At 37.7% G+C, this 26,504-nt stretch carries 20 protein-coding genes; 15 read left to right on the forward strand and 5 right to left on the reverse strand.

The annotated features are described in order from the left end of the window. The first annotated feature begins 51 nt into the window (after positions 1–51). From AC0INN_RS00550 to AC0INN_RS00570, 5 genes are all read left to right on the forward strand, one after another. A complete protein-coding gene (locus tag AC0INN_RS00550; RefSeq protein ID WP_273650941.1) occupies positions 52–591 on the forward strand; it encodes a lipocalin family protein in 540 nt (179 codons plus the stop codon). A gap of 101 nt (positions 592–692) precedes the next feature. Continuing rightward, on the forward strand, positions 693–1,943 hold the full coding sequence (locus tag AC0INN_RS00555) for a CinA family nicotinamide mononucleotide deamidase-related protein (protein ID WP_306611193.1): 1,251 nt from the start codon (positions 693–695) through the stop codon (positions 1,941–1,943). A gap of 88 nt (positions 1,944–2,031) precedes the next feature. Further along, positions 2,032–5,430: a trifunctional glycoside hydrolase family 18/polysaccharide deacetylase/glycosyltransferase family 2 protein gene (locus tag AC0INN_RS00560; protein ID WP_306611195.1), complete on the forward strand. Its 3,399-nt coding sequence runs from the start codon at positions 2,032–2,034 to the stop codon at positions 5,428–5,430. 75 nt (positions 5,431–5,505) lie between these two features. After that, positions 5,506–7,563 carry a M13 family metallopeptidase gene (locus AC0INN_RS00565; RefSeq protein WP_172276769.1) on the forward strand — a complete coding sequence of 686 codons (2,058 nt, stop codon included), beginning with the start codon at positions 5,506–5,508 and terminating at the stop codon, positions 7,561–7,563. A gap of 271 nt (positions 7,564–7,834) precedes the next feature. Further along, positions 7,835–9,931, forward strand: coding sequence for a M13 family metallopeptidase (locus AC0INN_RS00570; RefSeq protein WP_273650944.1), 2,097 nt, complete (start codon positions 7,835–7,837; stop codon positions 9,929–9,931). 63 nt (positions 9,932–9,994) lie between these two features. Here the strand turns inward: AC0INN_RS00570 and AC0INN_RS00575 are convergent, their stop codons facing one another. After that, positions 9,995–11,041 carry a hypothetical protein gene (locus AC0INN_RS00575; protein WP_172276775.1) on the reverse strand — a complete coding sequence of 349 codons (1,047 nt, stop codon included), beginning with the start codon at positions 11,039–11,041 and terminating at the stop codon, positions 9,995–9,997. A 354-nt stretch (positions 11,042–11,395) separates the two neighbouring features. On the opposite strand from AC0INN_RS00575, the gene AC0INN_RS00580 reads away from it, so the two are divergent. From AC0INN_RS00580 to AC0INN_RS00620, 9 genes are all read left to right on the forward strand, one after another. Continuing rightward, entirely contained in the window at positions 11,396–11,842 is a 447-nt protein-coding gene (locus AC0INN_RS00580; protein ID WP_228456922.1) for a type VI secretion system contractile sheath small subunit, read from the forward strand. A 22-nt stretch (positions 11,843–11,864) separates the two neighbouring features. Beyond that, complete coding sequence (locus tag AC0INN_RS00585) at positions 11,865–13,226, forward strand: DUF5458 family protein (RefSeq protein WP_306611200.1); 1,362 nt, start codon at positions 11,865–11,867, stop codon at positions 13,224–13,226. A gap of 64 nt (positions 13,227–13,290) precedes the next feature. After that, positions 13,291–13,764, forward strand: a complete 474-nt coding sequence (locus tag AC0INN_RS00590) for a hypothetical protein (protein WP_273650945.1) — start codon at positions 13,291–13,293, stop codon at positions 13,762–13,764. Positions 13,765–13,854: 90 nt separating this feature from the next. Then, a complete protein-coding gene (gene mutY, locus AC0INN_RS00595) occupies positions 13,855–14,889 on the forward strand; it encodes an A/G-specific adenine glycosylase (RefSeq protein ID WP_273650946.1) in 1,035 nt (344 codons plus the stop codon). A 44-nt stretch (positions 14,890–14,933) separates the two neighbouring features. After that, positions 14,934–15,491, forward strand: coding sequence for a gliding motility lipoprotein GldD (gldD, locus tag AC0INN_RS00600; protein ID WP_273650947.1), 558 nt, complete (start codon positions 14,934–14,936; stop codon positions 15,489–15,491). Between the two features lie 27 nt (positions 15,492–15,518). Continuing rightward, positions 15,519–16,442, forward strand: coding sequence for a PfkB family carbohydrate kinase (locus AC0INN_RS00605; RefSeq protein WP_273650948.1), 924 nt, complete (start codon positions 15,519–15,521; stop codon positions 16,440–16,442). Between the two features lie 87 nt (positions 16,443–16,529). After that, a complete protein-coding gene (locus AC0INN_RS00610) occupies positions 16,530–17,897 on the forward strand; it encodes a peptidylprolyl isomerase (protein ID WP_273650949.1) in 1,368 nt (455 codons plus the stop codon). Between the two features lie 180 nt (positions 17,898–18,077). Beyond that, a complete protein-coding gene (locus AC0INN_RS00615; protein ID WP_172276796.1) occupies positions 18,078–19,022 on the forward strand; it encodes an NAD(P)H-dependent flavin oxidoreductase in 945 nt (314 codons plus the stop codon). Between the two features lie 16 nt (positions 19,023–19,038). Further along, positions 19,039–19,809, forward strand: a complete 771-nt coding sequence (locus tag AC0INN_RS00620) for an alpha/beta fold hydrolase (RefSeq protein WP_273650950.1) — start codon at positions 19,039–19,041, stop codon at positions 19,807–19,809. A 10-nt stretch (positions 19,810–19,819) separates the two neighbouring features. On the opposite strand, the gene AC0INN_RS00625 is transcribed toward AC0INN_RS00620, so the two are convergent. Both AC0INN_RS00625 and AC0INN_RS00630 read right to left on the reverse strand, forming a co-directional pair. After that, entirely contained in the window at positions 19,820–20,437 is a 618-nt protein-coding gene (locus AC0INN_RS00625; protein ID WP_306611207.1) for an HD domain-containing protein, read from the reverse strand. A 27-nt stretch (positions 20,438–20,464) separates the two neighbouring features. Next, positions 20,465–20,764, reverse strand: a complete 300-nt coding sequence (locus AC0INN_RS00630) for a rhodanese-like domain-containing protein (RefSeq protein WP_172276805.1) — start codon at positions 20,762–20,764, stop codon at positions 20,465–20,467. Between the two features lie 107 nt (positions 20,765–20,871). Between AC0INN_RS00630 and queG the strand changes: the two genes are divergently transcribed. Then, positions 20,872–21,819 carry a tRNA epoxyqueuosine(34) reductase QueG gene (queG, locus tag AC0INN_RS00635; RefSeq protein ID WP_306611210.1) on the forward strand — a complete coding sequence of 316 codons (948 nt, stop codon included), beginning with the start codon at positions 20,872–20,874 and terminating at the stop codon, positions 21,817–21,819. Between the two features lie 55 nt (positions 21,820–21,874). Here the strand turns inward: queG and AC0INN_RS00640 are convergent, their stop codons facing one another. Both AC0INN_RS00640 and AC0INN_RS00645 read right to left on the reverse strand, forming a co-directional pair. Further along, positions 21,875–23,344, reverse strand: coding sequence for a TolC family protein (locus AC0INN_RS00640; protein WP_172276811.1), 1,470 nt, complete (start codon positions 23,342–23,344; stop codon positions 21,875–21,877). Next, entirely contained in the window at positions 23,337–26,498 is a 3,162-nt protein-coding gene (locus AC0INN_RS00645) for an efflux RND transporter permease subunit (protein ID WP_306611213.1), read from the reverse strand. The genes AC0INN_RS00640 and AC0INN_RS00645 overlap by 8 nt, the downstream gene beginning before the upstream one ends. Between the last annotated feature and the right edge of the window lie 6 nt (positions 26,499–26,504).

Here is a 26,504-nt window from a genome sequence, read left to right on the forward strand (position 1 = left end):
CCTAAAGGCATCATTTTTGGACTTTTTTCATAACCACAAACTTATATTATTATGAAAAATTTTCAGAAAATAGTTATTCCTGTCTCGATAGGAGTTTTAGGATTTCTCATTTTTAATCAATGTTCTGTAAGGGTACCAAAAGGTGCTATGCCTGTCACCCGTTTTGATTCCGGAAGATACCTGGGAAAATGGTATGAAATTGCTCGCTTCGATTATAAGTTTGAGAAAGACATGGACAATGTTACGGCAACCTATTCCCAAAATCCCGATGGAAGCATCCGGGTAGATAATAAAGGGTATAATTATGTGAAAAAAGAATGGAAAGAGTCCATAGGAGAGGCAAGGTTTGTAAAAGATAAAACGGAAGCCCGCTTAAAAGTTTCTTTTTTTAAACCTATTTGGGCAGGCTATAATGTGATTGATATCGATGAAAACTATCAGTATGCCTTAGTAGCTGGAAACAGCTTAAAATACCTGTGGATATTATCCAGAACGACTGAAATCCCGGAAAGCATAAGATTACGGTTTTTAGAAAAAGCAAAGAGAATAGGATACAATACGGATGAATTGATCTGGGTGAAGCATAATTAGCAAAAATGCTGATTTGCCTAAAAAGATTTCTATAATAAACATTGCCGAGGCCACAGATTTTTCCGTCATTTGTATTAGATTTTTTTTCAAGAATGTACAATATGGAAAATGCTGTTCTCATTACTATCGGAGACGAGATCCTTTCAGGAAATACAATAGATACCAATTCTAATTTTATTGCTACTGAACTTAAGAATATAGGGATAAAAGTTTCACAGATTTTCACGATTTCTGATGAAATTGAAACTATTAAGGATACTTTACATGCTGCTTTTGAGATAGGAGACCTTGTTATTACAACAGGTGGGCTGGGTCCTACAAGGGATGACAAAACTAAAAAAGCGCTTGCCGATTTTTTTAATGATGAAATAGCTCTGGATGAACCGACTTTCGAACATTTAAAAAAATATATGGAAAAAAGAGGCCGTCTGGAAATTCTGGAAAGAAACAGAGAACAGGCTTTTGTTCCTACTAAATCTACAGTTTTCCAGAATCAGTATGGGACTGCTCCATGTATGATGATGAAGTATGGTGATAAACTGAGCTTTAGTCTTCCCGGAGTGCCTTATGAAGTAAAGCCCCTGATCAAAGAACAGATTATTCCTTACCTAAAAAATACTTTTAGCTTACAGTATATCACCACAAGAATTGTTTCCGTAGTAGGAGTTCCTGAAAGTATTTTAGCGGATATCATTGAGGATTGGGAGCTTTCGTTACCTGAGAATCTGGCTTTATCCTATCTTCCGGTGGGAACCCGCGTGAAGCTTCGCCTTACAGCATCTGGACATGATGAAAATATTCTGAACAGACAACTTGAGGAAGAGATTCAAAAACTCTTTCCATTGGTAGGTGAAAATATTATCGCTACTACTGAGGACAAAATTGAGAAAATATTAGGGGAACTTTTGGGTGAAAAAAAACTTACGCTTTCCACGGCCGAAAGCTGTACGGGGGGAGAATTGGCAAAAATGATCACTTCGAATTCAGGAAGTTCCAAATATTTTATAGGTGGAATTGTTCCCTATGCAACAGAAAAAAAAGTTGAAATTTTAAAAGTTTCTCAAAGCACGGTGGACGAATTTACGGTTGTAAGTGAACAGGTAGCTGAAGAAATGGCAAAGGGATGTCAGCGCTTATTTGATACGGATATTTCCATTTCTACAACTGGAGTTGCCGGACCGGGAAAAGGAGAGGATGGAAAGGATGTAGGAACCGTTTTCTATACAATCAGGATTCATGATCAGGCTCAAAACTTCAAACTTTATATGCCCCATCTGGAAAGACTTGACTTTATGAATTTCGTTTCACAGAAAATTATTCAGGATTTGGTGAGCTTGCTTGTAAATAATTAGTTAAACTTTTCTTTTTTTTAATTTTTTTTTAATTTTAAATACAACAGTTTTTCACACTTTTTGAATCTTCAGCCGAAAATATCAAAACGTGGAAAATTCAAAACAGGTTTTTCAAACAACTAATAAAAAACGCTGGAGAAATGTGCAGTGGGGATCCCGCATTTTTATCTTTGTCGGGATATTGCTTTTCCTGGCGTTGGCACTCATGATGAAACTGGATAAAAGTCCCAAAATCCCTTTTCATGAAGATTACAAAACCGTTATCACAGCAGGAAAGCCTTACCTTCAGGAGAATAGAATCTCAAAAGAATATAAGGGATTCAGAAGCTTTATTTCTGAAAAGACCATTCGTACCAATGTTTCCAAAATTGAGGAAGCAAAAGCAGAAAGATTAAAAAACCAAAACAGGAACTGGGCTCAATTTCCAGGAGGGATCCGTTCTGCTTTCTATGTAGCCTGGGATCCTCAATCCCTCATGTCTCTGAAAAGGAATGTTAAGCACATCAATTTAGTCTTTCCGGAATGGTTTTTCCTTGATCCTAAAACAGGAGATCTTAAAACCAACATCGATCCCGAAGGATATAAGGTTATAAAAAGAACGGGAGTTGCAGCGATGCCGATTCTCAGTAATAACTCAGACAGAGAATTCCGTGCTGAGGGCTTGGCAAAAGTACTTAACGATCCGTTAAGAAGAACCAAACTGATCCGGAAGCTTGCGGAGGAATGCGTGAAGTTTCATTTCAAAGGAATCAATATTGACTTTGAGGACATGAATCTGGATTCTGATGAAAATCTTATCGCTTTTATGAAAGAGCTTTCAGATAATTTTAAACAGAATAAGCTGCTGGTGACCATGGATATTATGACGGATAATGACGATTATAATATTCAAAAATTAAATCCTTACGTAGACTATTTTGTGTTGATGGCATACGATGAATATTCAGCTTCGGGGGATGCAGGACCTATCTCTTCTCAAAAATGGATTGAAGCTCAAACCGGGAAAATTTTAAAGAAAACAACGGCAAACAAGATTATTCTAGGTCTTGGGGCTTATGGATATGACTGGAGCTCAAATCCGGATGATAATATTTCGGTTTCCTATATGCAGGCTATTACTAAGGCCAGTGCAAGTAAATCGGTTATCAATTTTGATGACAATACTTTTAATCTCAACTATTCATACACAGATTTTAAGAATAATACCCATACGGTATTTTTTAATGATGCGGCATCGATTTTTAATACTATGCGCTTTTCTTCAGAATATCCTTTGGCGGGAACTGCACTTTGGAGATTGGGAAGCGAGGACAGCAGAATCTGGAATTTTTATGATAAAGATCTCACTTTTGCCGGCCTGCCTAAGCTAGATCTTAAAAAACTGGAGAATGTAAAAGGCCAGACCATGGTAGATTATATCGGAGATGGTGAAGTATTGGATGTCCTGAATACACCCCATGACGGGAAAATAGCTCTGGAAACAGATCCTAAAGAAAAAATTATTACGGATGAGAACTATATCACGTATCCAAGTTCTTATGAAGTGAAAAAATATGGTTGGGCACCACAGAAAGAACTGGTACTGACATTTGATGATGGTCCGGATGAAACGTATACTCCTCAGGTCCTTGATATCTTATCAAAATATCACGTTCCGGCTGCATTCTTTTTAATCGGCCTGAATGCTGAGAAAAATCTTCCTCTGGTAAAAAGAATCTACAGAGAGGGACATGAAATAGGAAACCATACTTTCACTCATGAAAATGTGGCCAAAGTAAGTCCGGAGAGGGCTTTATTAGAGATGAAACTGACGAGGCTCTTATTTGAATGCATAACCGGTCATAGCACGATCCTGTTCAGAGCACCTTATAATGCAGATTCCGAGCCTACAACCTCTGAAGAGATTATTCCCGTTGCCTTGGCCAGACAGCAGAATTATCTCGATATCGGTGAAAGTATAGATCCCGAAGACTGGCAACCTGGTATTAAAGCAGATGAGATCGTAAAACGTGTAATGCAGGGTATCAAGCAGGAGAGAGGAAATATTATTCTACTGCATGATGCTGGAGGAGACACAAGAGAAGAGACGATCAAAGCTCTGAAAATTTTAATTCCTACTTTGCAGAAGCAAGGTTATCATTTTACGAATCTGGCAAGCATTTTACATAAAAGTAAAAATGAGCTGATGCCTGCGGTTCCAAAAACCAAATCGTACTATATTATGCAGCTGAATCTTGTATTAGCGACTGTGATTTATGGGATTAGTCATTTTTTGGTGGCCTTATTTACCATCTTCATTATTTTAGGAATTATCCGTTTGTTATTTATGGTGTACTGGGCAGTTAAAGAAAAAAGCAAAGAGAAAAAGCTTTCAAATTTTCCCGTATTGGATACCTATCCTAAAGTATCTATTATTGTTCCTGCCTATAATGAGGAAGTTAATATTGTATCTTCTTTGCATAATTTATTAAAACAGTCCTATCCTAATTTTGATGTTATTCTTGTAGATGACGGAAGTAAAGATCTCACTTATACAAAGGCCAGGGAAGAATTTGCTGAACATCCTAAACTCAAGATTTTCACGAAAGCTAACGGAGGAAAAGCAACCGCTTTAAATTTTGGGATTTCACAAACCGATGCTGAATATGTTGTTTGTATCGATGCCGATACCAAACTGCAGCAAGATGCCGTGAAGTTTTTGATTGCAAGGTTTTTGAATGCCTCTGCTGAAGAGAAGATTGCAGCAGTTGCGGGAAATGTAAAAGTTGGAAATCAGGTCAACTGGCTTACAAAGTGGCAGGCGATAGAATATACAACAAGCCAGAATTTTGACAGGTTAGCTTATGCGAATATTAATGCAATTACAGTAATCCCGGGAGCAATCGGAGCGTTTAGGAGATCCGTAATTGATGAGGTAGGTGGATATTCTTCGGATACACTGGCTGAAGATTGTGATATTACGGTAAAAATTCTTAGAGAAGGATATACTGTGGCTAATGAAAACAATGCTGTTGCCGTAACAGAAGCTCCGGAGACGGTAAAACAGTTTTTAAAACAACGTTTCCGATGGACCTATGGAATTATGCAGATGTTCTGGAAGCAAAAACAAACCTTCTTAAACCCTAAATATAAAGGACTGGGACTTTGGGCAATGCCAAATATTTTATTGTTTCAATATATTATTCCGTTCTTTTCACCTTTTGCAGATGTCATTATGTTTTTTGGGATCTTATTTGGAAACGGAGAAAAAATATTTATATACTATTTACTTTTTCTTTTGGTTGATGCTTCCCTTGCAATCATTGCGTTTTTGATGCAAAAAGAAAAGCTGATCAATCTCGTGTATGTGATTCCGCAAAGATTCGGATACAGATGGCTGATGTATATTGTATTGTTCAGAAGCCTGAGAAGGGCCCTGAAAGGAGAAATGCAGTCCTGGGGATTTCTGAAAAGGACAGGGAATGTAAAGGAGATAACAACTTCTTAATATTTGTTTAAATTTGTTTTTGTAAACGTAACATATGTTACAATATAAAGACATATTATATAAATTGTTATTATAATGAAAAAACTAACGCTTTCTTTGTTTTTACTAGCGGGAATTTGCTCACAGAATACAGTGAATGCTCAGGCTAAAACAACTAAAACAGTAATGAGTACAACGGATAAAGGTTTAGACCTTAGTTTAATGGACAAATCTGTACGTCCACAGGATGATTTTTACAACTACGTGAGTGGAACGTGGATGAAAACGGCCAAAATTCCAGCTGATAAACCAACATGGGGAAGCTTCAATAAACTGGCAGATGATACTGACAATAATTCAATGACGATTTTGAATTCTCTTTTGAAGGATAAATTTGCAGAGGGAAGTGAAGGTAAAAAAATCCAGGATCTGTATGCTACTTATATGAACATGCAGAAGAGAAATGCTGATGGTATCAAACCTATCCAGGCTAACCTTAGTAAAATCGATGCTATTAAAAACCTTGCCGATCTGCAGAATTACCTGATCTCTGTAACTAAAGAAGGAGAGAATGTGTTATACGGATGGGGCGTAGATGCTGACCTTAAGGATTCTAAAATGAATGCGATCTATCTTGGCGATGCATCTCTTGGTTTAGGAAGAGATTATTATCAGAAAGTAAATGAAAAAAATACGGAAGCGATTGCTGAATACCAAAAGTATGTGGCTTCTATGTTAAAAGAATTAGGGTACAAAAATGCTGATGAAGCTGCAAAAGGAATTGTTGATTACGAAAAAAGCATTGCTAAAACTTATCTGACAAACGAGCAGATCCGTGATTCCAATCTTCAATATAATCCGAAGACGATGTCTGAACTTTCTGCTTTAGTAAAAAATGTTGATCTACCGGCTTACCTTAAAAAAGTTGGAGTAAATTCAGATAAAGTAATCATTGGAGAACTGGGTTATTATAAAAACTTCGACCAATTGGTAAATGCTAATAATCTTCCGGTTATCAAGGATTATCTGAAATTCCACCTGATCAACGGAAGCGCATCTTATCTGAGTGAAAACCTTGGGAACATGAGATTTGCTTTCTATGGAAAATACCTTAGAGGTCAGCAGGAACAGAGAGCTTTAAACAAAAGAGGATATGAGCTGATCAACAGTTCTCTGGGCGAAGCTTTCGGTAAATTATATGTTGAGAAATATTTCCCGGCTGAAGCTAAAGCTCAGATGGTTGAATTGATCGATTATTTAAAGAAAAGCTTTGTGGTTCACATCAACAATTTAACATGGATGTCTTCTACAACAAAAGAAAAAGCATTAAACAAGCTTAATAAATTCACTGTAAAAGTTGCTTATCCGGATAAATGGAAAGATTATTCCAAATTGGTTATTACTCCAGAATCAAAAGGAGGTACTTTATACCAAAACCTTCAGAATGTTTCAGAATGGCAGTATAATAAAGATTTAGCTAAAATTGGAAAACCGGTTGATAAAACTGAATGGGGAATGACTCCACAAACGGTAAATGCATATTATAATCCGGTAAATAACGAGATTGTATTCCCTGCAGCTATTCTTCAGCCGCCGTTCTTTAATCCTCAGGCTGATGCTGCTGTGAACTTCGGTGGAATCGGAGCTGTTATCGGTCATGAAATGAGCCACGGATTTGATGATTCAGGAGCTCAGTTTGATGCAGACGGAAACCTGGTAGACTGGTGGACACCTGAAGATAAAACGAACTTTGAAAAAGCAACAAAAGCCCTTGCTGCCCAATATGATAAATATGAGCCGGTAAAAGGAACTTTCGTAAACGGAACCTTTACAAATGGTGAAAATATCGCAGATTTAGGAGGTGTAAATATCGCTTATGATGCATTACAAATGTATTTGAAAGATAAAGGAAATCCTGGAGTGATCAGCGGATACACACAGGATCAAAGATTCTTCTTAAGCTGGGCAACAGTATGGAGAACATTATCAAGTGAAAAGTACATGATCAATCAGGTGAAAACAGACCCGCATTCTCCTGGATATTTCAGAAGCTTCGGTCCGTTAACGAACGTTGACGCATTCTATAAAGCATTTGATGTAAAACAGGGAGACAAACTGTATAAAGCTCCTCAGGACAGAATCAAAATCTGGTAATAATAAATGAAGCCGCTCAGAAATGAGCGGCTTTTATTTACTTGCTGAGCAAATCATGTACAGTAGTTGGTAAATCTCAATCGGAAGAAATGGGTCTATACTTTTATTTCAATAATCGGTATTTTTTCTCTAATTTCAAATCCTGGAGCTTATACTCTCTTAACCTGATTGCCATATTCCTCAACTTTTAACAATTTCTCAATTCTACCATCTTACATAATGAAAATTCGTATATTTGGTAAGTTTGTGTAAAATCAAAAAACGATCTTTAATGAAAAAGCTAAATATTGGGATACTTGCCTTTTCGGGTATGGTATTTTTAAATTCTTGCGGAACAGCAAAAACTGCAGAAAAAACTACTAAAACAGAAACTCCGGTGGCAACTACACAACCCGTAAAAGAAGAGGTGAAAGAAGAAGGGATTACCCTTTCTTACATGGATAAAAGTGTTCGTCCTCAGGATGATTTCTTTAATTACGTGAACGGAAATTGGGTGAAAAATACACAGATTCCGTCTGATAAAGCAAGCTGGGGTTCCTTCAATGCATTGAGGGAAAATGTGGATGATGCTTCCCTTGATATTTTGAATAAAATCTTATCTGAAAAATATTCTGATGGTTCGGAAGGGCAAAAAATACAGAATTTGTATGCATCTTTTATGGATGTAAACAAAAGAAATGCTGATGGATTAGCTCCTATTAAAGGTGATCTGGCTAAAATTGATGCCATTAAAAACCTTAATGATCTACAAAAATATCTTTTGGATGCGACAAGATTAGGTGACAATTCGTTCTATGGATGGAGAGTAGGTGCAGATATGAAGAATTCTAAAATGAATGCTGTTTATCTTGGTGGACCGGATCTCGGATTAGGAAGAGATTATTATCAAAAAGTAAATGAAGCCAATACCAAAACTTTGGGTGAGTATACTACTTATGTAGGAAAGCTATTCGGAGTATTAGGATATAAAAACTCTACCCAGGCTGCAGAAAATGTGGTTGCCTTTGAAAAACAATTGGCAAACTACCTTTTAACCCTGGAGCAGAACAGGGATGCCAATTTAAGATATAATCCTAAAAATGTTTCTGAGCTATCAGGATTGGTTAAAAATGTAAACCTGGCTAAATATCTTGCAGATGCCGGAGTAAAAACAGATAAAGTTATTGTAGGTGAATTGAAATATTATCAGAATATGGATCAGTTCATCACACAGAAGAATCTTCCATTATTGAAAGACTATTTAAAATATCATGTCATTAATGGTAATGCAAGCAACCTCGATGATGGTCTGGAGCAAATCCGTTTTGATTTCTACTCCAAATATCTTCAGGGTCAAAAAGAACAACGTCCGATGAATAAAAGAGGGCTAAGCCTGGTGAATGGCGTTCTTGGTGAAGCTTTTGGAAAATTATATGTTGAGAAATACTTTACTCCTGAAGCAAAAGAGCAGATGGAAACTTATATTGATTACATTCTGAAATCGTTCAAGACGCATATCAATGAAATGGATTGGATGTCTCCGGAAACAAAAGTTAAAGCGCAGGAAAAACTTTCTAAGTTCACCGTAAAAATTGCTTATCCGGATAAGTGGAAAGATTATTCTGCATTGAAAGTAGAAGCACCATCTAAGGGAGCAACGTTATATTCTAACTTACAGAATGTTGCCGCTTGGCAATACCAGAGAAGTCTGGAAAAAGTAGGCAAGCCTGTTGATAAAACTGAGTGGGGAATGACTCCACAAACGGTAAATGCGTATTATAGCGGTTCAAATAATGAGATTGTATTCCCTGCCGCTATTCTTCAGCCTCCTTTCTATAACCCTAAAGCGGATGCTGCCGTTAACTTTGGTGGAATAGGAGCTGTTATCGGCCACGAAATTTCTCATGGTTTTGATGATAGTGGTTCCCGATTCGATGGAGATGGAAATCTGAATAACTGGTGGACAGATGCCGACCGTAAAAACTTTGATGCAAAAGTAGGACAGCTTGCAGCTCAGTATAACGGATATGAGCCTGTAAAGGGAAGTTTTGTAAACGGTAAGTTTACAAGCGGTGAAAACATTGGCGATCTTGGTGGAGTGGCGGTAGCATATGATGCATTGCAGATGTACCTTAAAGATCATGGAAATCCGGGATTAATCAGTGGATTTACCCAAGATCAGAGATTCTTCATGAGCTGGGCAACAGTTTGGAGAACTAAGTCTACGGATCAGTATATGGTAAATCAGGTGAAGACCGATCCGCATTCTCCTGGATATTTCAGAGCCTTTGGCCCATTGGTGAATCAGGATGCATTTATCAAAGCATTTGATATAAAACCTGGAGATAAGCTGTACAAAGCACCTCAGGATCGTATAAAAATTTGGTAATTCAACCGAAAATTGTTAGAAAAGAAAAAATCCGTCTCTCACATTAGTGGGGACGGATTTTCTTTAATATGCATTTTTATAATTCCGGATCACAAACTTTATTCCGGTTTCTATAATGTCTCCCATGGTTTTACAATATTTGAAATTTACATCGTAAGTGAGTTTTTGCAAAGCCGTCTTTAGTTCTGTAACATTGGCTTCCGGTGCGAGATCTTCTTTTTTCATAATAGAAATGAGTTCATCAAATCTGTTTTTACTGCTGGTTACCCTTTTTACAATTTGTGAACGTACTTCTTTACGGTACTGTTCTATGGAACTGGGTTTCAGTTTTTCCAGTACCATATTGACCATTTGACTGTTTTCTTTAAAATATTGGGGGAGGTATACCTTCAGATTTCCTTCATAAGTTTGTTGGTCAAAGTCAATGGGGCGGATTCTGTAAATAACCTGGTCAAAATCATGTATTGGAATAATGACATAGTTATAAGAGCGCATGTCACCAAGGAGCCCAATAAGACAGCGTTCATTGAATTTTACAAACTCCTTGGAGATCTGAGCTTTTTCGGGCTCCGTACAATTGGGTAAGTGCTTCTTAATAAAAACATCACCGGGAATTCCTAAAATATGCTCTTCTATTAAAGTGTTTTTGTAAATCAGAAAGTTAATTCGATTAGGAGAAAGCAGATCCTCAAGCTCCAGTCCATAAATACGGGAAGCATCTGCCTGCTTAATATAAAAGTTAGTGTAATTGTCATTCAGAATATTTCTCACCCGGATTCGAAAAGGTTTAGAATTTCCGAAGGTGCAAAAGTCGATTGTATCCACTTTCAGGTAGGGTAAAGTAGCCTCATCTCCGTCAGAATGAAGAAGAGTATAGATCTTGTTTAGATTAGCTTCTATTTCTTTAAACTCATGTTCAGAATACAATACCCCAAGCCACAAAGTATCTTTACCATCATTATCCAGGATACTTACGCTGTCACTAAATCTCAGGAGGTCTTCATACAGAAAATGAATCTTGGTTATTCTGTTGTGTTTTTTCAGATATTGCTGTAATGCTTCTGAAACAGGAAATATTGGTTTTCTAAACGCTATCTTTACATCTTTCATAATTCTGTTTCTTTGTTTAAATATAAAGAATATTTTTTTCAGTATTTTTTTCAGATATAAGAAGAATTTTTATTTTGTCCCGGATTTAACATCTTTGCATAAGAGCAAAGTACACCAGGATTTTATTTTACCTCTTTATAGCTTATTTTTATTTATTTTTCATAGTTTAGTGAGGTGAAAATGACATATTTAAGTGTCACAGACCAAATAGGATTAAATAATGTAAGAAAAATCTTAACAAAATTTTGTATGTTGGAGTTTTTTTTTAAATTTAAACATTGGATTGGCGACTTATTCGATTCGTCGGGTAAAGCCGGTTCTAACCAAAATCAAAAATCTCAAAATAATAATAATATGGCAATGTTTAATTATGGTGTTGGCGGAAACGAGATAAAAGTAGACGCTAATGAGGCTATTCAGGAAATCCAAGAGAATAAGTCATTAATTGTAAGCCAGCTTACTACCGATGAATCTTATACCCCTGAAATTGTAACAGGATTAAAGACTGTGGATGACGTCTTCAAACATTTTCAACCTTCGATAAGTGTACAACATGAAACGGAAGATGGTAGTGTAATCAATGAAGAATTCCGTTTTCAAAATCTGGGAGACTTCACTCCTAAAAGCCTTACGCAAAAATCAGATTATTTACAGCAACTTAGTATGGAACAGGAACAATATAATAAAATTGTCCGCCAGCTAAAAACCAATAAGGTTCTACGCAGTATGCTGGAAAATGAGCAGACAAGAGCTGCATTTGTGGAAGTGTTGAAAGAAGTGGCACAAGAACTTGAAAAATAACCTAAAGACTTTACATTAAATCATGGATAGTAAATTACAGGCAGCTGAAAGCCAACAACAAGGCCAGCAGCAACATTTGGGACAACCGAAAGGTAATCCCCTTGCCGAACTCAATAAAATTGGTGGTTTCGGTTTTGTAGAATCTGTTGTTGACGGCATCGCCAACATGAATCCTACCAGAAAAGCAAGAAAAGAAATATTTCTCACCGATAATAATAAAGGAGATGAAAGAAAAGAATTGCTACAGAAGATTAATCTTTGGGTAAGCCTTCTGGAAGGGAACGAATCTGCAGATAAAATGGCAGAAGTGTGCAAAAATAAAGCACAACAGGCAGAAAATAGTTTAAAAACAAATTTAAAGAACACTCTGGATACGGTTCGTCAGTTAGAAACATCTTATCGTACAGTAGCACAGTTCTATAAAAATACCGAACTTGATAAGGTTGATAATGTAAGTATTGTGAATGCAAGCTTAGATCAACTATCGGATCTTGATAATCCGCTTTTCATCGATGCTATTGCTGAAGAATTCAAGAGTTATTATGATCGTCTGGATCTTAGAGACAATTATTCCCTTTTAGCCATTCCTGGTTATTTAGGATCAAATAAAGTAGTCGAAAAATGGGCAAAGATCTGTAATGAGAACAAAGTAATGTTGGTTACCGATTTTGCTAATCTTGACAAACCGGATGACGTAGTGGATTTATTTCATTCTGCGAACCTTACCGGTGGAGAACTTCACAGAAGTAATGTAATCATGACCTGCAACTGGCTTGTAGGACGTGGAAGAGCTGAAGAAGTGGGTGAAGAAGAAAATGTGGAACTTCCACCTTCTACTTCATTGGCCGGTAAAATCCATAAAACATTAATGTCTCAGGTAGCGGCCGGTAAGAAACATGGTAACATCAACGAAGTAGATGCCGTAAAATTCGAATTGAAGAAGAGTGAAATTTCTCAGTTGGAAAAAATGGGATTGGTCCCAATGGTTAATGAATATGGCAAGATCATGGCCTTCTCTGCAAAAACGTTGTTTACAGGAGATAATATCGGTCTTCAAACCTATTCCGTAGTTCGTGTATTCGATTATGTAACCAAAGTTTTGCTGGATTTCCTTAACAGAAGAGCATTTGAAAACTGGACCGCTAAAAATGAAGATGATCTGAGAAGACAGATTGTAACCTTCCTTGATGGTATCAAAGGTCCGGATAAACTGATTGAAAAATTCAAGATCGTTCGTTTCGAACAGGATAAAGTAAATAAAGACAGGGTATGGCTTGATATCCGTTTAACGCCTTATTTCCCAACAAAGAGTTTCGTTATTAAATTGGACGGACATAAAGGGGATGATGGTAACGAATGGGAGTCTCAATATACTCAGGACTAATATATCCTTACCAAATAATAAAAACCGATGCAATTTTACATCGGTTTTTTTCTACCAAATTTATATGAAAATTAATATGTTTACATCCAGGTTTGCCTATTGCATACCCGTTTTCCTGATGCTTTTTATAGGCTGCGAGAAGAAATATCAAAGCCCGAATTACTATAAAAAAGATCTTTTTGAAGATGAGAGACAGGAAGGGAAAGCTTATATTATGAATAAAGAAGAATGTATCGACGGTAGTGATATGGTTCTTGTCAGTTCAGATATAAAGCTCGTAGACAGCTCATCCGGTCGCGGGAGACCTATTTTTATTTACAGACTTACTTCCGGTGAGATAGAAAAAACGACAAGAGACTCTGTGGTCACCTATCCGTTCCAGTTTCTATCCAACCAGAGGCTAAAGCTTAAAAAAGATTCCATGTATGTTTTTCTGAAAAAACTTAACGGATACCGTTTTATTGCAGAAGAGAAAAAGCTTAAGTATCAATGGCTGAAATCCGCTCCAGTATATACCGTAGGTACAGAAAGTAAATAGTTCTATCTTTGCAAATGCTTTTATTTATTTCATATCCTATTTGTGAAATGATGTAAAAGGCAGGTTGAATTATTTAAACAGAGTCACTTTTTGGAAAAGAATTTTAAGGATTCGGACTTTCTTCATGTCGGAAACAAGCTGTTAGGATGGTACAAGGAAAATGCCAGAGATTTACCATTCAGAAAAACAAAAGATCCATATAAAATATGGATCTGCGAAATTGTTTTTCAGCAAACCAGAATTGCTCAGGGGCTTAACCATTATAATAATTTTATCAGACGATTTCCGGATGTGAAATCCCTGGCGTCAGCAGAAGAAGATGAAGTCTTGCTTCACTGGAAAGGCTTGGGGTATTATTCCAGAGCAATCAATATCCATAAGGCAGCCCAACAGATCATGACAGATTTTGATGGTATTTTTCCTGCCCGGTATGAGGATATATTACGGCTAAAAGGAGTGGGGAAGTATACTGCAGCTGCAGTTTCGAGCATTTGTTTTAACGGACGCATGCCTGCCGTTGATGGGAATTTCTACAGGGTATTAAGTCGTGTTTTCGCAGATGATTTTGATATTTCAGGTTCAAAGGCCTTTGCTTATTTTTCTGAATTGGCGTCATTAGTTATGCCGGAGAATGTAGGAGATTTTAATCAGGCCATGATGGATCTGGGATCTGAAATCTGTAAGCCCAAAAATCCTCTGTGTGAAAAATGTCCTTTAGAAGATGATTGCCTGGCCTTTGCTTTGAACAAGGTTTCAGAGTTTCCGGTTAAAACAAAAAAAGTAAAAACAGAAGACCTTCATCTGCAGTATTATTTTATTCATTACAAAGGCCAATTTGTGATCCAACAAAGAAAAGATGATTTTATCTGGAAGAAACTTTTTGAATTTCCGTCCTCTCTTCCTAAGGATTTCAAGATATTTATAAAAAACCTTAAAACAGTTCAACATAAGCTCACCCATAAGAATCTTACCATAGATATTTATAATGTTGAAATCCCTTCAAAAGCTATCTGGGAGGATTTTACAGTAAATAATCTATATATTGTAACGGACTACCGGGGATCACAGGATAAATCTTTTCCCAAGCCTCTGGAAAGCTATATCCAAAACTCGTTGAAAGACTGAAATTTGTCTTCCTAAATCTGAAATCTAATTTGTACTTTTGCAAAATGATTAAAAAAGTCATTTTTATATTTGCTTCATTGCTTTTAATTTCATGTGGAAAAGATCCAATCCCAAAACCATACGGAGAACTGCGTTTGGAATATCCCACACCAAAATATCAAAAATTTGATCCTGACTGTGCTTATAGTTTTGAATACTCGGATTTTGCAATGATCACAAATGCTAAAAGGCCTTGCTGGTACTATCTGAATTATCCTAAAATGAAGGCTAAGGTTTTTGTTACCTATTATCCGATTCAGAATGATTTTGCCGATCATATCAAAGAAGCTGAAAAGATGGTGTATGAGCACACCATTAAGGCCAGTGCCATTGACACTAAGTCTTTTGAATATCCCGAAAAGAAAGTCTACGGGAATTTTTACGAATTAAAGGGGCAGAGTGCTTCCAATCTTCAATTTTACATTACAGACAGTACAAAACACTTTGTAACTGCTTATCTATACTTTAATACAAGACCGAAACCGGATTCATTGGCTCCTGCAGTAAATTATATCAAGAATGATATGAAGCATCTGCTGGATACTTTCGAATGGAAAAAATAAATCAGTTTAAAATACATTGAAAAATATATGAAACTTTTAGTTGTTGGAAGTGTTGCATTTGATGCAATTGAAACACCGTTTGGTAAGACAGATAAAATTTTGGGAGGTGCCGCTACTTATATCGGGATCACTTCATCTATCTTAGGCGTAAAATCAGGGATTGTTTCTGTTGTTGGAGGGGATTTTCCACAAGAGCATCTTGATATGTTTACCGACAGGGATGTAAATATCGAAGGAATTGAGATCGTGAAAGAAGGAAAAACATTTTTCTGGTCAGGAAAGTATCATAATGATTTAAATACAAGAGATACCTTAGCTACAGAAGTAAATGTTCTGGAAAATTTTGATCCAAAAATCCCGGATTCTATGCAGGATGCAGAGATTTTGTTGTTAGGAAACCTTCATCCGGGGGTACAGCTGTCCGTTCTGGAAAAAATGAATGAACGTCCAAAGCTTGTTGTCCTGGATACCATGAATTTCTGGATGGATACTGCGATGGATATTTTAATGGATATGATCGCCAAAACAGATGTGATTACCATCAATGACGAAGAAGCCAGACAGCTTTCAGGAGAATACTCTTTAGTAAAAGCGGCAAAAAAGATCCTTAAAATGGGACCTAAATATGTGATCATTAAAAAAGGGGAACACGGAGCATTACTGTTCAATGAAACTCAGGTGTTCGCTATTCCGGCCCTTCCGTTAGAAGATGTTTTTGATCCGACCGGAGCAGGAGATACTTTTGCAGGTGGTTTTGCTGCCTATTTAGCCAAGAAACAGAAAATCGATTTTGAAACGATGAAATCAGCATTGATCGTTGGTTCAGCAATGGCCTCATTTACTGTAGAGAAGTTCGGGACCGAAAGAATTGAAGAAGTAAGTGAATCGGATATGTTCAGCAGACTGAGACAATTCAAAGAATTAACAACATTTGACGTTGAACTACAATAAATAGATGTTTTTAAGAAATATTTATAATAAAAAATTTAGTGTAATTCGTTAAGAATTCTAAATTTGCAACTTGTTTAAAATACTAAAATGATAAATAAACTAAAGATCACTTTTCTTTTTGGAGTTTTTGTGATGCTGTTTGCTACTAACATGAAGGCCCAGTTAAAACAAGGGGACCTGGTGGATGGTATTGCTGCTGTAATCGGAGATGAAATTGTGTTAGAGTCTGACGTTAATGAACAGATGAATTATGCAAAACAGCAGGGCGCTTCCAACACAGATAAGTGTGAGTTTTTGGAGAATCTGATCAACAATAAACTTCTTGTATTCGAAGCAAAAAAGGATACCTTGATTGAAAACAGATCGGCTGCTATTAAAACTCAGGCTAATGCAAAGTACAGCCAGTTACTTTCCCAATTTCCTGACGAAAAATCAATGTTAGCCGCCTACAAGTTCAGAACTGCTTACGAAATGAAGAATGCTATCGAAAAGATAGACACGGATACCTATTACGGGCAGGCAAAATATCAGAGAGTTACTGATAAGGCCGATGTTACGCCAAATGAAGTAACCGATTTTTATAATATGTATAAAGCTCAGTTACCTGAAATTAAGGATGAAGTAACTTTAGCGCAGATCATGATGTATCCTAAACTTACGGAAGCCCATAAAGATGAGCTGATCAATAAGTTAAAAAAGATTAAACAGGATATTGCAGGTGGAGAATCATTTGAAAGCCAGGCGAGAATCTATTCTGAGGATCCGGGTTCTGCATCTACTGGAGGTTTAATGAAAAATATCTCTAAAGGACAGATGGTAAAACCATTCGAAGCGGCTGCACTAAACCTTCAGGAAGGGGAAATTTCAGACCCTGTAGAATCAGAATTTGGGTACCATATCATTCAATTGGTGAAAAAATCAGGAAAGATATATGATGCAAGACATATCCTTTTGATGGCTACTCCTACTGAAGACGAAATTAAAACAGCTAAAAAGAAATTAGACAGTATTAAAACCCTGATTACAGAAGGGAAAATTACATTTAAAGATGCTGCCTTTAAATATTCAGATGATAAAAGAACAAAATTCAATGGTGGGGTAATTTCCGGATCTGATGGTTCTAATAAGATCGAAAGAGAAACTATTCCGGGAACTATCAGCTATGAATTGGCAGGTCTTAATAAGGATGATATTACCAGTGCTTTTGATGATGAAGACGAGAGAAAAAGAAAAGTAGTGAAAATTGTGAAGATCGAAGATGTGATTCCTTCTCACCAGATCACTCTGGAAACCGATTATGACAGAATAAAGCAAATGGCACTTAATAAGAAGCGAAATGAAATGGTTGAAAAATTTGTGAACTCCAAATTACCAACAACATTTATATCGATAGACAGCCGTTACGATTCCTGCAAGTTTAAAGGAAACTGGAAAAAAGAGGCTTTAAAGAAATAATAGAAAAACCTTCAGATCATCTGAAGGTTTTTTTTATAGATGGCATCCGGGATAATTAAAATTAAAAAGAAAATTTATCTGAATATTCTTCAAATAGAAAGGGATGAAATTTTTGTTTTTTAGTATTTTTACAGCATGAGTAATTTTATAGATTTTAGTGCGGCTAAAAAAATTTATGGGATGGAATCAGAACAAAACAGGATTACCAGACTTTTTGATATAAAATATCCGATCATTCAGGCAGGAATGATATGGCATTCCGGATGGAGACTTGCTTCAGCAGTTTCCAATTGCGGAGGGCTGGGATTAATCGGTGCAGGAAGTATGTACCCCGATATTTTAAGAGAGAATATTCAGAAATGCAAAGCAGCTACAGACAAGCCTTTTGGCGTAAATGTACCTATGCTTTATCCTAATATCGAGGAAATTATTCAAATCATTTTGGAAGAAGGAGTGAAGATTGTTTTTACCTCAGCAGGAAATCCTAAAACCTATACAGAAACTTTACAGAAAGAAGGTATTAAGGTGGCTCATGTTGTTTCGTCTACAAAATTTGCCATTAAATGTGAAGATGCGGGAGTAGATGCTGTGGTAGCGGAAGGCTTTGAAGCAGGAGGACATAACGGAAGAGATGAAACTACGACCTTCTGCCTTATCCCTAATGTAAAGCAACACATTTCTAAGCCCTTAATTGCAGCTGGAGGGATTGCTTTAGGTTCTCAGATAAAAGCGGCTATGATTTTGGGAGCAGATGGTGTACAAATAGGGTCCCGGTTTGCGGCAACCCATGAAGCCAGCGCCCACGAAAACTGGAAAAAGAAAATTACAGAGCTGAATGAAGGAGATACTCATCTTACCTTAAAAGAACTGGCTCCGGTAAGGATGGTTAAAAATAAATTCTTCAATGAGCTAGAAAATATTTATCAGTCCGGGAGAGATGCGGAAGCTTTAGCGGCGTCTTTGGGTAGGGCAAGAGCAAAAAAGGGGATGTTCGAAGGAGATCTGGAAGATGGAGAACTGGAAATAGGACAAGTGTCTGCATTGATCAATGACATCCTACCTGTTGAAACTGTTTTTGCTAACCTTCTGAATGAATTTGAAGAGGTAAAAATGCCTAAATTTTAATGAAGCAATAACTTGAATGTCGGTTAATTTAGCAAAACCCCAAATAAAAAATCTTTATATAGAATACGATAATTCACTGGGCAACAGGCCTACATTGGTTTTTCTTCACGACTCCCTTGGATGCACCCAATTATGGAGGGATTTTCCCCAAAAACTTTCCGAAGCTTCCCAATGTAATGTTCTGGTTTATGATCGTTTAGGATATGGTAAATCAGGTCCGATGCTTACATACGAAAGACCCGATAATTATATGGAGTTGGAAGCAGATCTTCTGAATGAGTTGTTGCAGGAGCTTAACATCAAAGATGCTATTTTATTCGGGCACAGTGACGGAGGAACCATAGCTCTTATCACTGCCGGTAAATATCCCGAAAGAATAAAAGCCGTTATTTGTGAAGCAGGACATATTTTCGTTGAAGATGTTACGCTGAAAGGAGTGTACGATGCATGGGAAGCTTATAAAACTACGAATCTTCCTGAGCGCCTGCAAAAATACCACGGAGATAAAGTAGAAATGCTTTTCAAGGCCTGGACAGAAACCTGGACTCGGGAGGGATACAGAAATTGGAACATCGAGTATATATTGAAAGATATTATATGTCCATTACTATTTATTCAGGGAGATGCTGATGAATATGGAACTTTAGATCAGGTAGAAAAAACAGTAGGACAGATGAGCGGATTCTCAGAGAAATATATTATACCAGGGGTAGGACATACACCACACAAAGAAGTACCTGAAATTATATTGGAGAAGGCGAAAGAGTTCATAGAGAAACACATTTAATAAGGTTGGTCTATAAATTTGTTAATTCATACTCTATATTTTTTCTGGCCTGATGTTCATATTTATTCTTAAAATAGTCAGTTTTAAAAATATAATCCGACTCCAGAAAATGCAGAAGTACTTTTCTTCTGCCAGGTTTATATAGAAAGTCAGGATAGATAGAGTATTCTCTTCTGATCATTTTAGTATATTCCAGATAGGTTTGAGGGTCTTGTCCTAAAATCGATAAGTCAGCGTCTAAAAGATAGTTGGTGTCATTATCTGGGGATTTTTGATGCAGTTGAGTTGCCAGAATCTGTTGAAATATATTATCTACGGACTTTTTATCTACCTTAATTTCACTAAGCCTTATTTTCGCCAATTCAGCACTTTTTTTCTCATTAGCTTTTGAGGAAGCATCATAAATAATATCGTGATAAAATACTGCAAAACTTATCACCTGAAAATCTGAAATATCACTTTTTACCTTTTCCAGCTCCGAAAATAAAGCAGTCAGATGTTCCAGATTGTGATAAAATCTTCCTTTTTGGGAGTATTGGATCTCTATTTCCTGCCACAATTTATTAATGAGATACTGGTCCTGTGTGTAAGGAAGGAGATTCTGAGCTAATCTTTCTTTCAGATTCATATTATTAAAAGGGATAAAAAAAGGAACTTAAAAAGTTCCTTGATTTGCTTCGATTGTTGCTTTCAGGTCTGCCCAGCCACCGCCGTTATAACCGTCCTTTAACCCCTGGGAATTTAAATATTCCAACGCTTTTCCGCTTCTGTTTCCACTTCTGCAGAAAATTACAACTGGTTTTTCTATCGATAGAATTTCTTCTTTTCTATCTTCAACTTCACCTAATGGAATATTTTGAGCTCCTTCTATATTACCATCCATTTCCAGTTCCATTGGTTCGCGAACATCTATTAATTGATAATTTCCGGATTTTAATACATCTGCTAATGACATAATTGTAAATATTTAGTGTTAAAAGTATAAAATGGCTGTCTGAAATATTTCACACACCCAAACTCCAACAAATTTATAAAATAATCTTAGTTTTGCAATGGGAAATCATGAATTCAACTGCTGAAAAATATTCTGAACTGATAAAGTCCAAGGCACAACGTTTTGGATTTCAGAATTGTGGTATCTCCAAAGCTGATTTCCTCGAAGAAGATGCCCGTCATCTGGAGAAATGGTTAAAGAATAACTTCCATGGGGAAATGAAATACATGGAAAACCATTTTGATAAAAGATTAGATCCCCGATTACTGGTAGAAGGCTCGAAGTCAGTGATTTCATTATCCTATAACTATTTCCCTGAAGAGAAGCTTTCCACGCTGGAAAACTACAAGATCTCAAAGTATGCATACGCCGAAGATTATCACGAGGTAATTAAGGAAATTCTTCGTGAAATGGTGACTGAGCTGCAGGAGGAGATCGGGGAATTCGGATTCAGGGTTTTTGTAGATTCTGCTCCCGTACTTGAAAGAAGCTGGGCCAGGAAATCCGGAATTGGATGGGTAGGGAAAAACGCCAATCTGATCACGAAACAAAACGGCTCCTTTTATTTTTTAGCGGAGATTATTTGCGATCTTGAGCTGATTGCAGATCATGAAACCACCAACCATTGCGGTACCTGCAGAAAATGTATCGATGCTTGTCCTACAGATGCTATCATCTCGGATAAAATCGTTGATGGAAGCAAATGTATTTCATATGCTACCATTGAATTGAAAAGTGAAATTCCCGATTATTTCAGGGATAAAATGCAGGATTGGATGTTTGGCTGTGATATCTGTCAGGATGTTTGCCCTTGGAACCGGTTTTCAGCTCCGAATATGCAGAGCAAGTTCAAGCCTAACGATAGCCTTAAAAATTTTAAAAAAGGCGAATGGAAAGAGCTTACGCAGGAATTATTCTCTGAAATCTTCAGGAAATCGCCTGTAAAAAGAACAAAATATGCAGGCCTGAAAAGAAATATTGAGTTTTTGGAAAACGGTAGTGATCCTGAATCTTAAAAAAGAAGCCTACCTTTCGGTAAGCTTCCCTAAGAAAAAATTAAATTGGTATATATTATTTTTTTATAATATCGGGGGGGGCAACAGGATTCTGATCCCATCCGCCACCAAGTGCCCTGTAAATGGCAACACTTGCTTTTAACTGATTCACTTTCTTTTCAACGAGTTCAAACTTGGATTCAAGAGCATCCCGTTGGGTCAGGAGGACTTCCATATAATCTGCACGGGCATATTTAAAAAGATCATTGGAAATATCAATGGACTTTGTTAAGGCATTTACTTCCTGATTTTTAATGTCAAAACTATTTTCCAGATTATGAATCTTTGATAATTGGTTGGCTACCTCAATATAAGCACCCAGTATAGTTTGCTCATAATGGTAAACAGCCTGCACCTGTTTTGCATTGGCATTATAATAAGCTGCCTTTATTGCATTTCTATTGATCAGTGGGGCAGTAAGCTCTCCTGCAAGAGAATACAGAAAGGACTGAGGCTTGACAATGTACAGAGGGTTAAAAGCCTGAAATCCTACTCCCGCAGCAATATCAAGAGAAGGATAAAACCTTGCTTTTGCTGATTTTATATCCAGCTTTGATGCAGCAAGCTCATATTCAGCCTGTTTAATGTCAGGTCTGTTTTCCAGTAGCTCTGAAGGAATTCCTGTATATACCGGTTGTGGAACGAGGGTATCAAAAGTATTGCGGGTTCTTTCCACAGGCTGTGGAAATCTTCCAACAAGGTAGTTGATCCTGTTCTCTGTTTCCACAATTTTCTGCCTGATATCGTACTGCATTCCCTGGGTTTTTAATACCTGAGCCTGAAAACGTTGAACGGCAAGTTCATTGGAACGGGCAAATTTTTTGAGATCTCTTACAACCTCTAAAGCATCATTCTGAATCTTTATATTCTGCTGTAGGATATCCAGTTCATTATCCAGAGCCAGCAGTTCATAGTAAGAATCAGCAATTTCAGCAATAAGATTCGTGGTCATAAAATTCTTTCCCTCTACACCGGCAAGGTACCTCTGTACCTGAGCTCTTGTGGCATTGTGCAGTTTCCCCCAGATATCGGTTTCCCATTTGGCCTGGGCTCCTACGGCAAAATCAAATAAAGGATCCGGCATTTCTCTGCCCGGTTCAATTTCAGTATTCGCTTCCATTGCGCCGATATTAGTGTATCTGCTTACTTTATCCATACCGGCTCCGGCTTTCAAACCTACTGATGGCAAATACTCTCCCTTACGGGCCTTGATCTCATTTTTGGAAATTTCTATTTCCTGGAGAACAATATTCAGCTCCTGGTTATTCTTAAGAGCTTCATTGATCAGTGCCTGGAGATTTGGATCACTGAAATATTCATTCCATTTGATCTTTCCTGTATTGGAAGAACTATTATCATCAGTCCCGTATTGTTCAGGAACTGTTTTATTTTCGGCACGCTGTTCTATTTCTATAGGTTTGCAGGCAGCAAGGCTTAATAGGACCAACGCGATCCCTGCATATTGATATATTTTATTCTTATTCATAGTGTATCATATCTTCGCTTAGCGGTGATTCATCTTCGTCTTTGATCATTTTTTTGCCATCAGACCATTTGGCAAAAATGTAATAGAGGCCAGGAATAATGATGACTCCTAAAATAGTTCCCACGAGCATTCCTCCTAATGCAGAAGCTCCAATGGTGTGGTTTCCGATCGCTCCGGCACCTCCTGCAAAAATTAAAGGAACAAGACCTGCAATAAATGCAAAAGAAGTCATCAAGATCGGACGGAACCTGATCCTTGCACCTTCCACGGCTGCTTCAAATATGGAATCCCTTGACTGTCTCCGCTGTACGGCAAACTCAACGATTAATACTGCATTTTTACCCAGAAGACCTATTACCATGATCAGTCCTACCTGAGCATAGATGTCATTTTCCAGACCCATTGCCTTAAGGAGAAGGAAAGATCCGAATACCCCCACAGGAAGCGAAAATAAGACAGCGAATGGAATGACAAAGCTTTCATACTGCGCCGCAAGTACGAGGTATACGAATACAAGAACAACCAGGAATACATAGATGGCTTCATTTCCGCGCTGTGCTTCGTCATAAGACAATCCTTCCCAGGCAACTTTGTATCCGTGAGGTAAAGTTTTAATTGCTGTTTCATTAATCGCATTAATTGCATCTGCAGTTGTGTACCCGGCAGCCGGTAACCCCCGGATCGCAGCAGAATTATACATGTTGTAGCGGGTAATTTCATTAGGCCCCTGTGTTTTTTTCAGCGTCATGAATGCTGAATAAGGAACCATTTCATCACGGTCATTCTTTACATAGAGCTTCATGATATCCGAAGGAAGTCTTCTGAATTCAGGAGAAGATTGTACATATACTTTAAAGAACTGCCCGAATCTGATAAATCCTTGCTCATAGGTACTTCCGATCAGGATATTCAGGTTGTCCATCGCCTTACCGATAGAAACTCCTTTCTGCATGGCGGCATTATTATCAAAAACAAGCTCATATTGCGGATAATTGGCTGCAAAAAAGGTGAATACCCCTGTTAATTCCTTGCGCTTTTTAAGGTTGGCAATAAATTCCTTGTTTACCTTATCGAAATCCTGATAATCTGTGGTTCTGTTCAGATCCAGCAGTCTCATGGAAAATCCTCCTGAAGATCCAAATCCGGGAACAGCCGGTGGTTCAAAAAACTCAATGGTTGCTCCGAGATCTTTTGATTTTTCTTCAAGTTCTTTCATGATTTCTTTTACAGAATGGTCACGGGCACTCCAGGTTTTAAGGTTAATCAGACAAGTTCCGGCATTAGAACCACGCCCTTCCGTCATAATTTCGTAACCCGCCAGTGAGGATACGGATTCTACACCGTCCACACCCTGACAGATCTTCTGTAATGCTCTGGAAACCTTATTGGTCTGTTCCAATGTAGAACCCGGAGGTGTCTGAATAATGGCATAAATCGTTCCCTGGTCTTCATTGGGGATGAAGCCTCCCGGAAGTGTTTTGTTGATGATAAAAATTCCGGCTGAAAATAAAATCAGGATTCCCCAGGTTACCACTTTTCTGTTAACGATTTTTCTCAGAAGCAATGCATACTTACCGGTTACTTTATCAAAACCTTTATTAAATGCATCCAGTGATTTTGTAAAGAGATTGGCTTTTTTAGGTTTTCCATGATTGTTTTTCAGCAGCATTGCCGCTAAAACAGGCGTTAATGTAAGGGCAACTACAGCAGAAATCACGATGGAACTCGCCATTGTAATTGAAAACTGACGATAAAAGGTTCCTACCGGCCCTGTCATAAATGAAATAGGGACAAATACTGCCACCATTACAGCAGTAATTGCGATAATAGCGCCTGCAATTTCAGCCATTACTTCTTTCACAGCTTTATAAGGTGAAATGTTGCTTTCTTCCATCTTGGCGTGTACAGCCTCAATAACCACAATCGCATTATCCACAACGATACCGATAGCTAGAACAAGGGCAAATAAGGTTACCAGATTTATGGATAGGCCAAAAAGCTGGATAACAAAGAATGTTCCTACTAAAGAGACGGGAACGGCAATGATTGGGATCAATGTTGACCTCCAGTCTCCAAGGAAGATGAAAACTACAATGGCTACAAGAATAAAGGCATCCCTCAATGTGTGGACCACCTGTTCGATGGAAGCATCCAGAAACTGGGATACGTCATAGCTGATCTTGTAATCTACTCCTGGTGGGAAGCTACCTTTCATTTCCTCAAGCTTTGCTTTCACATCTTTTATTACGTCATTCGCGTTACTTCCATAATTCTGCTTCAGGACTATAGAAGCAGAAGGATGTCCGTCGAGATTGGAATAAATATCAAAGAATTCGCTTCCCAGTTCTACCTTAGCTACGTCTTTAAGCTTAATATTTTCCCCCTCAGCATTGGAACGTACAATGATGTTCTCATACTCTTCAGGTTTGTTATATTGTCCTTTATAGGTAAGAACATATTCAAGGGACTGCGCTGCAATTCCTGAGCTCTGACCGATTCTTCCGGGACGCCCGATGATGCTTTGCTCACCAATAGCCTTCATTACCTCATCCACAGAAATAGAATAAGCACGCATACGATCGGGATTCAACCAGATTCGCATTGCATATCTTCGGCTTCCCAGGATCTGGGATTTTGCGATACCGTGAATACGGTTGATTTCAGGAATGATGTTTACGGTTGCATAGTTGTAAAGGAATTTTTCGTCCATGCTCTTGTTGGTGCTGTATAAATTGACATACATCAACATACTGGGCTGAATGGGATTTACTACAACCCCCTCTTTCTGTACGAGTTCAGGTAAAAGGGGCATCACCTGGTCTACTCTCGTTTTTACAAGAACAACGGCAGCATTGGGATCTGTTCCGGGATCAAAAACAACGTTTACCGTAGCTTCTCCGGCACTGGTCGCATCGGTGGTGATGTAACGCATTCCCTGTACTCCATTGATGGCATTTTCAATGGTAATCAATGAGGATTTCACCAGTACATCGGCACTCGCACCCGGATAAGCAATGGATACGGCAACCGTAGTAGGTGCGATTTTTGGAAATTGTTCGGTAGGAAGCTGTTTAATGGCCAATCCACCGACAAAGAGGATGATGACCGATATTACGATTGCGAATACCGGCCGGTGTATTACTTTTTTAAACATAATTCT

This window comes from Chryseobacterium subflavum, assembly GCF_055762745.1.

Excerpts from the sequence above, each read along its gene's own strand:
- AC0INN_RS00590 (WP_273650945.1), top strand. The coding sequence starts at position 13,291 with ATGAAAATTAATATGTTTACATCCAGGTTTGCCTATTGCATACCCGTT.
- AC0INN_RS00605 (WP_273650948.1), top strand. The coding sequence starts at position 15,519 with ATGAAACTTTTAGTTGTTGGAAGTGTTGCATTTGATGCAATTGAAACA.
- gldD (WP_273650947.1), top strand. The coding sequence starts at position 14,934 with ATGATTAAAAAAGTCATTTTTATATTTGCTTCATTGCTTTTAATTTCA.
- AC0INN_RS00575 (WP_172276775.1), bottom strand. The coding sequence starts at position 11,041 with ATGAAAGATGTAAAGATAGCGTTTAGAAAACCAATATTTCCTGTTTCA.
- AC0INN_RS00615 (WP_172276796.1), top strand. The coding sequence starts at position 18,078 with ATGGAATCAGAACAAAACAGGATTACCAGACTTTTTGATATAAAATAT.
- queG (WP_306611210.1), top strand. The coding sequence starts at position 20,872 with ATGAATTCAACTGCTGAAAAATATTCTGAACTGATAAAGTCCAAGGCA.
- AC0INN_RS00640 (WP_172276811.1), bottom strand. The coding sequence starts at position 23,344 with ATGAATAAGAATAAAATATATCAATATGCAGGGATCGCGTTGGTCCTA.
- AC0INN_RS00580 (WP_228456922.1), top strand. The coding sequence starts at position 11,396 with ATGGCAATGTTTAATTATGGTGTTGGCGGAAACGAGATAAAAGTAGAC.
- AC0INN_RS00550 (WP_273650941.1), top strand. The coding sequence starts at position 52 with ATGAAAAATTTTCAGAAAATAGTTATTCCTGTCTCGATAGGAGTTTTA.
- AC0INN_RS00625 (WP_306611207.1), bottom strand. The coding sequence starts at position 20,437 with ATGAATCTGAAAGAAAGATTAGCTCAGAATCTCCTTCCTTACACACAG.
- AC0INN_RS00565 (WP_172276769.1), top strand. The coding sequence starts at position 5,506 with ATGAAAAAACTAACGCTTTCTTTGTTTTTACTAGCGGGAATTTGCTCA.
- AC0INN_RS00630 (WP_172276805.1), bottom strand. The coding sequence starts at position 20,764 with ATGTCATTAGCAGATGTATTAAAATCCGGAAATTATCAATTAATAGAT.
- AC0INN_RS00610 (WP_273650949.1), top strand. The coding sequence starts at position 16,530 with ATGATAAATAAACTAAAGATCACTTTTCTTTTTGGAGTTTTTGTGATG.
- AC0INN_RS00555 (WP_306611193.1), top strand. The coding sequence starts at position 693 with ATGGAAAATGCTGTTCTCATTACTATCGGAGACGAGATCCTTTCAGGA.
- AC0INN_RS00585 (WP_306611200.1), top strand. The coding sequence starts at position 11,865 with ATGGATAGTAAATTACAGGCAGCTGAAAGCCAACAACAAGGCCAGCAG.
- AC0INN_RS00570 (WP_273650944.1), top strand. The coding sequence starts at position 7,835 with ATGAAAAAGCTAAATATTGGGATACTTGCCTTTTCGGGTATGGTATTT.
- AC0INN_RS00645 (WP_306611213.1), bottom strand. The coding sequence starts at position 26,498 with ATGTTTAAAAAAGTAATACACCGGCCGGTATTCGCAATCGTAATATCG.
- AC0INN_RS00620 (WP_273650950.1), top strand. The coding sequence starts at position 19,039 with ATGTCGGTTAATTTAGCAAAACCCCAAATAAAAAATCTTTATATAGAA.